11 protein-coding genes are annotated in these 12,835 nt (G+C 57.9%); all 11 read right to left on the bottom strand.

Annotated elements, in window-relative coordinates; translation table 11 throughout:
* Positions 1–7: 7 nt before the first annotated feature.
* The 11 genes from JJO78_RS08860 to truA all read right to left on the bottom strand — a co-directional run bounded on the left by JJO78_RS08860 (position 8) and on the right by truA (position 12,762).
* The gene (locus tag JJO78_RS08860) at positions 8–2,587 is read right to left on the bottom strand and encodes a DNA translocase FtsK (protein WP_085680550.1); all 2,580 of its coding nucleotides are present in this window, start codon (positions 2,585–2,587) and stop codon (positions 8–10) included.
* Positions 2,588–2,593: 6 nt separating this feature from the next.
* On the bottom strand, positions 2,594–3,835 hold the full coding sequence (locus tag JJO78_RS08865) for an O-succinylhomoserine sulfhydrylase (RefSeq protein WP_036205500.1): 1,242 nt from the start codon (positions 3,833–3,835) through the stop codon (positions 2,594–2,596).
* A 29-nt stretch (positions 3,836–3,864) separates the two neighbouring features.
* Positions 3,865–5,388, bottom strand: coding sequence for an amidophosphoribosyltransferase (gene purF, locus JJO78_RS08870; RefSeq protein ID WP_075195240.1), 1,524 nt, complete (start codon positions 5,386–5,388; stop codon positions 3,865–3,867).
* Positions 5,389–5,423: 35 nt separating this feature from the next.
* Positions 5,424–5,993, bottom strand: a complete 570-nt coding sequence (locus tag JJO78_RS08875) for a CvpA family protein (protein ID WP_036205497.1) — start codon at positions 5,991–5,993, stop codon at positions 5,424–5,426.
* Between the two features lie 95 nt (positions 5,994–6,088).
* The gene (locus JJO78_RS08880) at positions 6,089–6,751 is read right to left on the bottom strand and encodes an SPOR domain-containing protein (RefSeq protein WP_126812548.1); all 663 of its coding nucleotides are present in this window, start codon (positions 6,749–6,751) and stop codon (positions 6,089–6,091) included.
* Positions 6,752–6,863: 112 nt separating this feature from the next.
* Positions 6,864–8,189 carry a bifunctional tetrahydrofolate synthase/dihydrofolate synthase gene (folC, locus tag JJO78_RS08885; protein WP_273623385.1) on the bottom strand — a complete coding sequence of 442 codons (1,326 nt, stop codon included), beginning with the start codon at positions 8,187–8,189 and terminating at the stop codon, positions 6,864–6,866.
* Entirely contained in the window at positions 8,173–9,099 is a 927-nt protein-coding gene (gene accD, locus JJO78_RS08890) for an acetyl-CoA carboxylase, carboxyltransferase subunit beta (RefSeq protein ID WP_041333302.1), read from the bottom strand. The genes folC and accD overlap by 17 nt, the downstream gene beginning before the upstream one ends.
* A gap of 40 nt (positions 9,100–9,139) precedes the next feature.
* Complete coding sequence (trpA, locus tag JJO78_RS08895) at positions 9,140–9,952, bottom strand: tryptophan synthase subunit alpha (protein WP_036205493.1); 813 nt, start codon at positions 9,950–9,952, stop codon at positions 9,140–9,142.
* Positions 9,953–10,027: 75 nt separating this feature from the next.
* On the bottom strand, positions 10,028–11,236 hold the full coding sequence (gene trpB, locus JJO78_RS08900; protein ID WP_197061310.1) for a tryptophan synthase subunit beta: 1,209 nt from the start codon (positions 11,234–11,236) through the stop codon (positions 10,028–10,030).
* Positions 11,229–11,858, bottom strand: a complete 630-nt coding sequence (locus JJO78_RS08905; protein ID WP_252971506.1) for a phosphoribosylanthranilate isomerase — start codon at positions 11,856–11,858, stop codon at positions 11,229–11,231. Before JJO78_RS08905 ends, trpB begins: the two co-directional genes overlap by 8 nt.
* Positions 11,859–11,865: 7 nt before the next feature.
* Entirely contained in the window at positions 11,866–12,762 is an 897-nt protein-coding gene (gene truA / locus JJO78_RS08910) for a tRNA pseudouridine(38-40) synthase TruA (RefSeq protein ID WP_273623388.1), read from the bottom strand.
* Positions 12,763–12,835: the final 73 nt, after the last annotated feature.

Consider the following 12,835-nt stretch of genomic DNA (forward strand, 5'->3'; position numbering starts at 1 on the left):
GCTACTCCTAATCTCTCGGTGGCGGTGGTGCCAGAACTTCACGGGCGCCATTATGCCCGGCTGCGCTGACCACACCGGATGCTTCCATGGCGTCGACCAGGTTCGCGGCCCGGTTATAGCCGATCTTGAATTTACGTTGTACGGATGAAATTGACACCCGCCTGCCCTCAGTAACAAAGGCTACTGCCTCGTCGAACAGAGCATCCCCCTCACTGTCACCGCCGCCTTCACTCAGGTTAGGCACGCCAGGCAGGTTCTCGCCTTCGGCCCCGTTCAGTACATCGTCCACATAAACGGGCTCTCCACGTGCTTTCCAGGCGCTGACAACCCGGTGAACTTCGTCGTCGTCTACGAAGGCACCATGCACCCGTACCGGCAGTCCAGAGCCCGGGGGCAGGTAGAGCATGTCACCATGCCCCAACAACTGTTCCGCCCCACCCTGGTCCAGTACCGTGCGGGAATCGATCTTGGACGATACCTGGAAGGACATCCGCGTCGGAATGTTGGCCTTGATCAGGCCCGTGATAACGTCCACAGACGGCCGTTGCGTAGCCAGGATCAGATGAATGCCGGCGGCACGGGCTTTCTGGGCGATCCGCGCAATGAGCTCCTCGACCTTCTTGCCAACGATCATCATCATGTCGGCAAATTCGTCAATGACCACCACGATGAACGGAAGGGTTTCCAGTTCCGGGCGTTCCTGCTCGTCATCCGCCAGGTACTCATCCGGCTTCCACGTTGGGTCCAGCAGTGGCTCACCCGCGGCGGCTGCATCCTTAACCTTGCGGTTGTAGCCGGCCAGGTTGCGTACACCCAGGCTCGCCAACAGCCGATACCGGCGCTCCATTTCCGCTACACACCAACGCAGCGCGTTGGCCGCGTCTTTCATATCGGTGACCACCGGCGCCAACAGATGCGGAATACCATCATAGATGCTCAATTCAAGCATCTTGGGGTCGACCATGATGAAACGAACTTCTTCGGGAGTGGCTTTCAACAGCATGCTCAGTATCATGGCGTTGACGCCCACCGACTTGCCGGAACCGGTTGTGCCGGCCACCAGCAGGTGCGGCATCTTCGCCAGATTGGCCACCATCGGGTTACCGCCGATGTCGTTACCCAACGCCAGGGTCAAGGCAGACGATGAGTCCTGGAACACCCGGGCGTTCAACACCTCACTGAGCCGGACCATTTCCCGCTCTTCGTTCGGTATCTCGATACCCACCACGGACTTGCCCGGAATCACCTCAACCACGCGAACACTGAGGACCGCCAGGGAACGGGCAAGATCCTTCGCCAGGTTGGAAATCTTGCTGACCTTGACGCCTGGCGCGGGTTTAATCTCAAACCGGGTAATAACCGGCCCGGGGTTAACCTCGACCACTTCCACGGAAACGCCGAAATCCGCGAGCTTTTCTTCCAGCAACCGCGACATGTGTTGAAGCGACTCCTCGGAATAGCCCCTTTCCTTGTGCTCCTCCGGTGGGTCCAGCAGGGTTATGGGCGGAATGGTGCTTTCAATATCTTCCAGCAACGACGCCTGTTTGCTCTTGGCGCCATTGGTGCTGCCGGCGGACTGATCATCCCGCTTGAACGGGGATATCTTCAGGGATTTCCCGGGCGGCTTGGAATTCCCCTTTGGCGACGGTTTGGCCACCGGTGTCGTGTCATCCTGGGAGCTGAAGCTTTCCAGCCGAGCGGGTTCGGCATCATCAACTGGCAGTACGCCTTCCAGGCCCGGTTCTTTTCGCTCTGGGCGTGATGCAGGTGCCTTGACCTTTTCAGCACGCGGACCCAGGCCCAACAGGCGCCGCCACCAGGAGTTGCCTGCCGCCGGGGTTTTCTGGGTTGCCACCCTGTCCCGCACCGTGGGCGGCTCCGCTGGTTTCTTCGCGGGTTCGGGTGCAGCCGGGGCTTTTGCTGCCGGTTTGGGCTTTTCCTTGTCGGAAGAGGAGAAAAGGTTTTTGATGGCATTACCGATACGGAGCGTCAGATTGCCAACCTGATCCATCAGCCAGAACCAGGACATCCCCGTACTGACCGTCAGTGCAAACAGGAAAATCGCAATGAGCAGCAGCGTCGTGGCCGGCAGGTTAAAGAAGCGCACCATGGCCTCAGACACCGCGGAGCCCAGCACACCGCCCGACGTTACCCCAAGACCGAACACAGAATAGAGCGACAGTAGGCTTGTCGCCGACAGCAAGATCAACAGGAAACCGCCAAAACGTAGCAGAAACAGCGGCATGTGCATGTCGATAGGATCGTTCCGGCGGCGAATCAACATCAACGCATAGCCGGCGATCATTACGGGAAACAGAAAGGCGACATGGCCGAAAAAGTCACGTAGTAGACTGGCCAACCAGGCGCCCGTTCGGCCTGCGTAATTCTGCACACTGGTATCGTGGCCAATGCTGGCCCAACCAGGATCCGAAGGGCTGAAGGTAACCAGCGCCATTCCCAGATAAATGCACAGTGCGATCAGGGCGATCACCGCTCCTTCCCTGGCCCCCTGGGCCAGGAAGCGACGGAACCGCTCCTGTTTTTCGGTCAACTCACCGGATTTTTTCGCTTTTACGCTCTCAGCCATGAATGCTCAGACAGTTCCCTGACGGTAATTTTCAAGAGCCTCAAACCCGCGTTGCAGATCGGTTTTGAGGTCCTCAACAGCTTCGATACCCACCGAGATCCGTACCAGATTTTCGGTAATACCCGCCTGAACCTTGTCTTCCGGAGACAGGCGACCGTGCGTGGTTGTGGCCGGATGGGTAATCGTGGTTTTGACGTCACCAAGATTGGCGGTAATGGAGATCATTCGCGTCGCATCGATGAACGCCCAGGCCTCCTCCCGGCCACCTTTCACGGTAAAGGAAAGGACTCCACCAAACCCGCTTTGCTGACGCTTCGCCAATTCATGCTGTGGATGATCGGGCAAACCGGCATAGAATACATGATCCACCGCGCCCTGCCCTTCAAGCCATGTCGCCAACTCTAACGCATTGTCACAATGGGCGCGCATACGGATTGGTAAGGTTTCCAGACCCTTGAGGAAAACCCACGCGTTGAATGGGCTCAGGGTGGGACCGGCAGAACGAAGGAAGCCGTAGACCTCCTCCATCAGTGTGTTGGGACCAATAACGACACCACCGACACATCGGCCCTGGCCATCCAGATACTTGGTGGCAGAGTGAATGATAACATCGGCGCCATGCTCAAATGGGCGCTGCAGCACGGGTGTACAGAAACAGTTGTCCACGACGAACAAGGCGTCATTCGCCCGGGCCAACCCGGACAGTGCCTCCATGTCGGCGACTTCGCACAACGGGTTCGTTGGCGTTTCGATGAACAGCATCCGGGTTTCAGGGCGCACCGCAGCCTGCCATTGCGACATATCCGTCAGGCCCACAAAGGTGGTGTCCACACCAAACTTCGCCAGGTACTTCTGAAAAAGCACATTGGTGGTGCCAAACACGCCCCGCGAGCAAATCACGTGGTCACCCGCTTTCAGCAGCGCCATGCAGGTCGCCAGGATGGCCGCCATGCCGGACGACGTCGCTACAGCACGCTCACCGCCTTCCATCGCCGCAATACGGGATTCAAACGCCTGTACCGTGGGATTGGTAAAACGGGAATAGATATTGCCCGGCTCCTCACCACCAAACCGGGCCGCTGCCTGTGCGGCACTGCCATAAACGAAGCTCGACGTTGGGAAAATTGCGTCGCTATGCTCCAGTTGGCCGGTGCGAATCTGACCGGCACGGACCGCGAGAGTGTCCACCGACATGCCCTCAAGATCCGACTCGGGGATCAGAACATGTTCTTCGCGGCGATAGGTCATGACAAACTCCTGTTTATGGCCATGCTGGGTCAGTCTTCGTCGTTATACAGATCAATAATGCCGTTATCGGAGGAATCCCCGGCACTGGCTTGGGACATGTTCTCGTCATTGCGGGCCGCCTCCAGTTTATTGAGATAGGCTGCGTCCACATCACCAGTAACGTAATTGCCGGTAAAGACGGAACACTCCCACCCCTCGATCTCCGGATTAACGTCATTCACACAGGTAATGAGATCATCCAGATCCTGGTACAGCAACCAGTCCGCGCCGATGAGCTCGCCAATCTCCTGAACACTTCGGTCGTGGGCGATCAACTCGTTCACCGACGGCATATCAATGCCGTAGACATTGGGGTAACGAACCGGGGGCGCTGCTGACGCGAAGTAAACCTTACGGGCACCGGCATCTCTGGCCATCTGCACGATTTCCTTGCAGGTGGTTCCCCGCACAATGGAATCGTCCACCAGCATGACGTTCTTGCCCCGGAACTCGAGATCGATCGGGTTCAGCTTCTGGCGCACGGACTTCTTCCGCATCTTCTGGCCCGGCATGATAAAGGTACGGCCGATATAGCGATTCTTGATAAAGCCTTCACGGAACTTCACCCCCAGCCGATGCGCCATCTGCATCGCAGAGGTGCGACTGGTATCCGGTATCGGCATCACCACATCGATATCATGGTCCGGACGCTCCCGCAGCACCTTCTCCGCCAGAGTTTCCCCCATCCGCAGCCGCGCCTTGTAGACCGATACCTTGTCGATAATGGAATCTGGCCGCGCAAAATACACGTGCTCGAATATACAGGGGTAAAGGTGGGCTTCCTCAGCGCACTGCTGGGTATAAAGCGTGCCATCGGTTTCAATGTACACCGCCTCACCCGGCGCGATGTCCCGCACCAGTTTGAAGCCCGCGGCACTCAGCGCCACGCTCTCGGAGGCAATCATGTACTCCTCACCCTCTTCGGTCTTGCGCACGCCATAACAGGCCGGGCGAATGCCGTTGGGGTCTCGGAAACCGACGATGCCATATCCGGTGATCATGGCTATGACCGCATAGGCGCCGCGGCAGCGTTTGTGCACGGCCCGAACAGCCGCAAAAATTTCTTCCTTGGTCGGGTCGAGTTTGCCCAGTTTCTGAAGCTCATGGGCAAACACGTTCAACAGGACTTCGGAATCAGAGTTGGTGTTGATGTGGCGGAGATCGGTGCGAAACAGATCACGGCTAAGGTCGTCGGCGTTGGTCAGGTTGCCGTTATGGGCCAGGGTAATGCCGTAGGGGCTGTTGACGTAAAACGGCTGCGCTTCCGCCGAGCTTGAACTGCCCGCCGTGGGATACCGAACATGGCCAATACCAACATTACCCACCAGGCGGCGCATGTGACGGGTACGAAACACGTCCCGCACCAGCCCGTTGTCCTTGCGCAGGTAAAAACGCTCATCCTGAAAGGTAACAATTCCCGCCGCATCCTGGCCCCGGTGTTGTAATACGGTCAGCGCATCGTAAAGCGTCTGATTCACGTTGGAAGTACTGACTATGCCGACAATGCCACACATGGATACGGTAATCTCCGAAGCGTTAATACTGAATGTTAGCGGGACGCGGAAGCGGGTTCCACGTTATCTTCCTGCTGAGAACCGGAGGGGTTATCCATTTCCCCGCCTGCCGGCCCGAGAAAGCGGGCAAATTCGTCTCCGAGGGTTCTTCTTGACCAATCTTCCACCACGGCCAGACGGTCTATCATGATGGACGTACGCCACCAGGTGTCTTGTGCCAGCGGCGTATAGCGGGTAAGTGCAATCCCGACAATCACCACCACAACGCCCCGTAACAGGCCGAATCCCATACCGAGCACTCTGTCAGTGGCGGAAAGCCCGGTCGCCCTGACCAGATGGCCAATCATGTTATTGATTATGGCACCAACAATAAGGGTACCAAAGAACAGGATCGCGAAGGCAGCGACAAGCCGCACAAGCGGCGTTTCAACGGTGCTCTCGAGGAGAGATTGCATCTGGGGGTGGAATGTCCGGGCAAGGATAAACGCCCCCACCCACGTGATCAGCGAGAGCGCCTCTTTCACAAAGCCACGCTTCAGGCTGATTAGGGTGGAAACAGTTATCAGGGCAATGATGACCCAGTCGATCCAGATCAGCGCATCCATGGAAAACCCGGTGAAAATAAGGAAGCGCGAATTCTATCAGGAAACGTCACCCGACCAAACCGCCCTGTGCGCATAAGTGACCGGAGAAGCCCGGGTTATTTGTCGCCGGAGGTCACCAGGCTGTTGAGACCAAAGGCTTTGTCGAGCGCCTGTTTTGCTCTTTCAGCTTCCGCCTTTTCCGCGAAAGGACCACTAAAGACACGGGTCAGCTCGGTGTCACCGCGTGTCACCTGCTGCAGGTGGGAGTTGTAACCCTTGTCACGAACCTTGTCACGCAACCGCCTGGCGTTATCACCACTGCCAAAACTGCCCAACTGGACAACCCACGCGCCTTCCAGCGAGCGGGTATACTCCGCTGAATCCGTCTCAGTGGCCGGATCAGCGGAGCCGGTGTTGGCCGATGACGACGGCTCTTCAGATGGCGCTGGCTCTGGAGGATTCTGAGGTTCTTCGACGGCATTGGCGACAGGTTGAGGCTCTGTACCCGCCATGTCGGTATCGGGTGTTGGTTGGTCGTTTGACGGCTGGGGGGCCGAGTCCGGCTCGCCAGCCGCATCGCTTTCCTCAAGCCGGTACGCCGGGGCATCGGAAAGTTCTGGCTCGGGTGCATCCACTTCGGGGAACGGCGGTTCTTCCGGGATCTTGATTGTGGTGGATTCGCGCTCGGAATGTGGTTCATCGAACATCATCGGCACAAAGATTACGGCAAGTGACACCAGCACGAGAGCCCCGATGATTCTTTGTTTCAGTCCGTCCACGTTAGGTTGTCCCCTGTTTGTTCCTGCCCCGCCATCATTGACGACTTTCTGTGCCCGATACTAACCGCCCAATGCTGAGAACTCAAAGCTTCGACGACGGAATGAAGGATATTTAAGGCGCCGTTCTCCCCAGGGACACCCTGGCCTGCGCTACCGTGGAGAAGGAGCCGAATATCACCACCATATCCTCCGGACCGGCGCCACCCAGAGCTTCCTCCACGGCCGCTGAGACCGAGACGGAAACTGTGGCTGCAGGCAGCCGAAGCAGACCACCTATTCGGTCAACCAGCTCAGAACCGGACAACCCACGATGAACGTCCAGACCAGCCAGGTGCCACTCGTCGACTACCGGAGCCATTGCGCCCGCTACCCCTTCCACATCCTTGTCTTCGAGGGCGGCGTAGACAGCAATAACACGACCGGCCCCGGGCTCCCGCCGCCCGATTCGAGCCGCCAGCCAGTTGGCGGCGTGGGGATTATGGCCGACATCAACCACCACCCGAGGTTGCTGCTGCAAGACTTCATAGCGACCCGGCAACGTCAGCCGGGCGATAACCTGCTCAATGGCACTGGGCGCCAATTCCGGCGCCAACTGTCTGCCAGCAACGACTGCTGCCGCCAGACTGTGGACGGGAAGCCCGTTGTCTGGCAGCAATACCCGGTCGCCGTAGCGAGGCTGCTCCAGCCAAAGACTGCCAGCTGGTGCTATGCCTGGGTCGCAAGGCACCAATTGATACGTCTCTCCAGGCCTTTCCAGCTGGACCTTCTGGGCGGCCGCCTGCTGCAATACCGACTCAGGTGGATCGATATCGGCGTAGACAGCGGGTATGCCGGGGCGAAGGATGCCCGCTTTCTCAAAACCGATGACCTCACGGTTGTCTCCGAGAAAGGCAACGTGATCGATATCAACGGAGGTAATAATGGCCAGATCCGGATCCAGAACGTTGACCGCATCCAGGCGCCCGCCCAGCCCAACTTCAAGAACCCAGTCCTCGACACCCGCTTCCTGGAACAGTACAAAAGCAGCGAGGGTTCCAAACTCGAAATACGTTAGCGTGGTATCACGGCGAGCTTCCTCTACCCGGGAAAACGCACGGACCAACTGGTCATCGCTAACATCCGCCCCGTTGATCCTTACCCGCTCGTTATAGTTCTGGAGGTGGGGAGAGGTATAGGCCCCGGTGGACCGCCCCGATGCCATTAACAGCTTCTCAAGTGCCGCTACCGCACTGCCTTTTCCATTGGTACCTGCGATGGTGATGATTCGCCCGGCCGGATTGCGGCGAAACAGGCGTCGCAACACCAGCAGCACTCGGTCGAGGCCAAGGTCGATTTCAGAAGGGTGGATCGATTCGAGGTAACCAAGCCACTGGTCAAGCGTGGCTTTATCGCCCGGGACAGCATTGCCCCGGGCGACAGGGCTATTCTGCGGGGGCATCGGTTTCCGGTCGCTCCGACACTTCGAACTCGATGGGCGCTTCCGTGGCCGGCTTATCCAGATCGGTAAACTTGGCCAACAAGGCAGCAATGCGCTCACGCATCTGATGCCGATGAAGAATCATGTCGATGGCGCCATGCTCCAGCAGGAACTCGCTGCGCTGGAAACCTTCGGGCAGCTTTTCACGAACAGTTTGCTCGATAACACGAGGACCGGCGAAACCGATCAGCGCATAAGGTTCCGCAATGTTCAGATCGCCCAGCATGGCAAGACTTGCGGAAACGCCACCGAATACCGGGTCGGTCATGACCGAGATATAGGGAATGCCCTCCTGCTTCATGCGCTCAAGCACGGCGGCCGTCTTGGACATCTGCATCAGCGACAGGATTGCCTCCTGCATCCGTGCGCCACCGCTGGCAGAGAAACACACCAATGGAATCCGCTCTTCCAGGCACACATTGGCCGCCTGAACGAACTTTTCACCCACGACCTGCCCCATGGAGCCGCCAAGGAAGTTGAATTCAAAGGCCACCGCAACCAGCGGAATATCCAGGCAGGAGCCACGCATGGCAACCAAGGCATCTTTCTCACCAGTGGCTTTCTGGTTCTGGCTCAGGCGATCCTTGTAACGCTTGCTGTCCTTGAACTTCAGGCGGTCCCAAGGTTCCAGATCAGCCGCGATCTCCTGGCGGCCGTCGGCGTCCAGGAAAACATCCAGACGACGGCGGGCAGTTATCCTCAGGTGATGCTGGCACTTGGGGCACACGTCCAGATTCTTATCCAGCTCCGGCTTGTACAAAAACGCCCCGCACTTGGGACATTTCTTCCACAGACCTTCAGGAACACCGGTCCGTTGTTTGGATTCCGAGCGGATCTTGCTCGGCATGATCTTGTCCAGCCAGTTACTCATGATCTCATCCTGTCCTTTGATGCCTGCGGGAACCCGACTGTCACGAAGCCAGGCTGTCCAGTGCTTCTCGCATCGGGTGGAGCAGATCCGACAATGCCCGTTTGAGCTGATCAGGATCCGCCTGATTTCGGGCTATTGTATCGACCAGTACACTGCCGACAATTACACCATCGGATACCCGACCGACCGCTGCCGCTGTTGCAGCGTCACGAATACCAAATCCAACACCCACCGGAAGCGCGGTCAGTTCGTGAATATGGGACACCTTCGAGGCCACTTCATCCACATCGATCTTACCGGCGCCCGTAACACCCTTGAATGAAACATAGTACACATAGCCCGAACTGTGCTCACTGATTGCACGAATTCGGTCGTCCGTCGTGGTTGGTGCCAACAGAAAAATCGCATCAAGGTTCCGGGCCGTGAACAATGGCGCCACTTCGTCCGCCTCTTCCGGCGGCAAATCCACCGTCAGGATACCGTCAACCCCGGCATCAACAGCCGCGTCAGCGAATTTCTCCTGACCCATGGCCTCCATCGGGTTGAGGTAACCCATCAGCACGACCGGTGTGGCATTGTCTTTCTCACGGAACGTTTTCACCATTCCCAGCACCTGACGCAATGACGTCCCGTGCACCAACGCTCTCTCACACGCCTGTTGAATCACCGGGCCGTCCGCCATTGGGTCGGAGAACGGTACGCCCAGTTCGATGATATCAGCACCCGCCGACACCAAAGTGTGCATCAGGTCAACGGTCAGATCCGGATGTGGATCGCCAGCGGTAATGTACGGAATCAGCGCCTTGCGACCCTGCCCTTTCAGGGCTTTCAGCACCCCTTCGATTCGACTCATGCCTGCTCCTGTGATTATTCCTGCACTGCAGTCCGTACCAGCCCGGCGACCTGCCGTCAGATACCGGGCAACTGCTTAAACTTCTATGCCATCCAGTTGAGCGATGGTGTGTATGTCCTTGTCACCGCGACCGGAGACGTTGATCACCACCATCTGGTCCTTATCCATCGTAGCGGCCAGCTTGATAGCGTAGGCCACCGCATGGGCGGTCTCAAGCGCGGGCATAATACCCTCCACCCGTGTCAGCTTCCGGAAGCCATCCAGAGCTTCATCATCGGTCACCGACACGTAGTGGGCCCGGCCAATGTCCTTGAGCCAGCTGTGCTCAGGCCCGACGCCCGGGTAATCAAGGCCGGCACTGACCGAATGGGTGCCCGCGATCTGGCCATTCTCGTCTTCCATCAGGTACGTCCGGTTACCGTGAAGCACACCCGGACGTCCCGCGCTCAGCGGCGCCGCATGTTTTCCGGTCTCAATACCCAGGCCACCGGCTTCCACACCGTACATCTCCACACTCTCGTCGGTCAGGAACGGATAGAACATGCCGATGGCGTTGGAACCACCACCGACACAGGCCACCAGCGCATCCGGCAGTTTACCCGCCTGGGCCAGGGACTGTTCGCGGGTTTCTCGCCCGATGACTGACTGGAAATCACGCACCAGCAGTGGATAAGGGTGAGGCCCGGCAACCGTACCAATGATGTAGAAGGTGTCGTCAACGTTCGCCACCCAGTCACGCATCGCGTCGTTCATGGCGTCCTTGAGTGTGCGCGTTCCGCTCTGAACGGAGTGAACCTCAGCGCCAAGCAGTTTCATCCGGTAAACGTTCAGGGACTGTCGCTTTACATCCTCGGCGCCCATGAACACGTGGCACTCAAGGCCCAGGCGCGCGCACACGGTCGCTGTAGCAACGCCATGCTGCCCGGCACCCGTTTCCGCAATGACCCGTTTTTTACCCAGGAAACTCGCGAGCAGTGCCTGACCGATGGTGTTATTTACCTTGTGCGCGCCCGTGTGGTTAAGATCTTCACGCTTCAGCCAGATTTGTGCACCACCGGTTTCCCGGCTCAGTCTTTCAGCAAAGTACAGCGGGCTGGGCCGGCCAACATAATGCGCCAGATCCCGATCAAACTCCGCCTGGAACTCCGGATCGTCCTTTAGTCTTTTGTACTCACGCTCCAGGGTCATCAGCGAATCAAACAGGGTTTCGGAGACAAATCTTCCGCCGTAAGCACCAAAGTGACCCCGTGCATCCGGAAGCGCCTTGAGCATTTCTTCAGTCAGTTTCATCGACACGGTGAACCTCGTTTATAAAATCAGTGATCTTTTCGTCGTCTTTGATGCCTTTGCTGCTTTCCACACCACCACTGACATCGACGGCCCAGGGGCGCACCTGCGCAACAGCGCGGGATACATTATCAGAAGCCAGGCCGCCGGCCAATATGAGAGGCAATGGGCGCGTGGACGGTATCAATGACCAGTTAAAGGACTGTCCGGTACCGCCGTATTTCTTCGGGTCCCATGCGTCCACCAGCAGGCCGCTGGCGTTACGGTAATGCTCAAAGGCATGTTCGATATCATCAGTTTCGCGCACCCGCACGGCTTTGATCCAGCGAACACCGAAACTGTTGCAAAATTCCGGAGATTCATCGCCATGAAACTGGAGAAGCCCCAGCGGCACCTGTGACAGCACCTCCCGGACGTATGACGCTTCGGGGTTAACAAACAGCCCCGTTGCCGCTACAAAGGGAGGAACCGCATCCACCAGCTCCCTGGCGGCATCAGGTGTCACATACCTTGGGCTGGGCTCGTAGAATACAAAGCCCAGGGCATCCGCTCCAGCGTTGGCAGCGGCAATAACGTCCTGCTTTCGGGTGATACCACAGATCTTGACCCGGGTTCTCATAAGCCGTCTATCGCTGTTTTCGGTGTATGTGAGTCGGGCTGCGTGGTCGGTTTTCATCAGCCTCAAACCAGGGTGCGACGAACGCTGGCCCGCACTGAGCTGCCGGGATAGAGAACCCTTCCGGATACCCTACATCCACCAGATACAGTCCATGGGGCGGTGCCGTTACGCCTGCAACAGTCCGATCTCTGGCCTCAAGTATCTCACGAATCCAGGCCGGCCGCTGCTTCCCTGTACCCACCGACATCAGTGCACCGGCGATATTGCGAACCATATGATGCAGGAACGCATTTGCCTGCACATCTATTACGACGAAGTTCCCTTTTCGGGTTACCTCGATGGCTTCAAGAAACCGAATGGGTGACCTCGACTGGCAGCCAGCCGCACGAAATGAGGAGAAGTCGTGCTCACCGCAAAGAAACTGGGCAGCCTGATGCATCAGCGCTGCATCCAGGGAGCGAAACGTCCAGCTAACCTGGCCATGAAGGATGCCCGGCCTTACCGCATGGTTATAGATCACATAACGGTACCGGCGATACGTCGCGGAAAAACGGGCGTGGAAGTCATCCACCCCATTACCGGCCCAATGAACCGCAACATCCTGCGGCAATGAAGTGTTGATTCCCATGACCCAGGACCGGGGATTACGCACCGAGGGCGTCTCGAAATGGGCAATCTGGTAACTGGCGTGCACGCCCGCATCTGTGCGGCCCGCGCATACGAGTTCAACAGGATGGTCAGCAACCTTTGAAACTGCCTGGGTCAGTTCTCCCTGAACCGACCGCACGCCTGATTTCTGATATTGCCAGCCGTGGAAGCCCCGGCCATCGTATTCAAAGGCAAGCGCGACCCGCCCCGCCCCGATGGCGCCGTCAGTGGTCAGTGGTTGTGGCGTAACAAACAATGAAGTGTCCGGATTGGCAAGCTGATAATAAAAAACAAAACGCCGGCTTTAATCCGGGACGGGCCCGGTAACC

It is taken from the genome of Marinobacter sp. DS40M6, from assembly GCF_028581595.1.
Lineage (GTDB): Bacteria > Pseudomonadota > Gammaproteobacteria > Pseudomonadales > Oleiphilaceae > Marinobacter > Marinobacter salarius.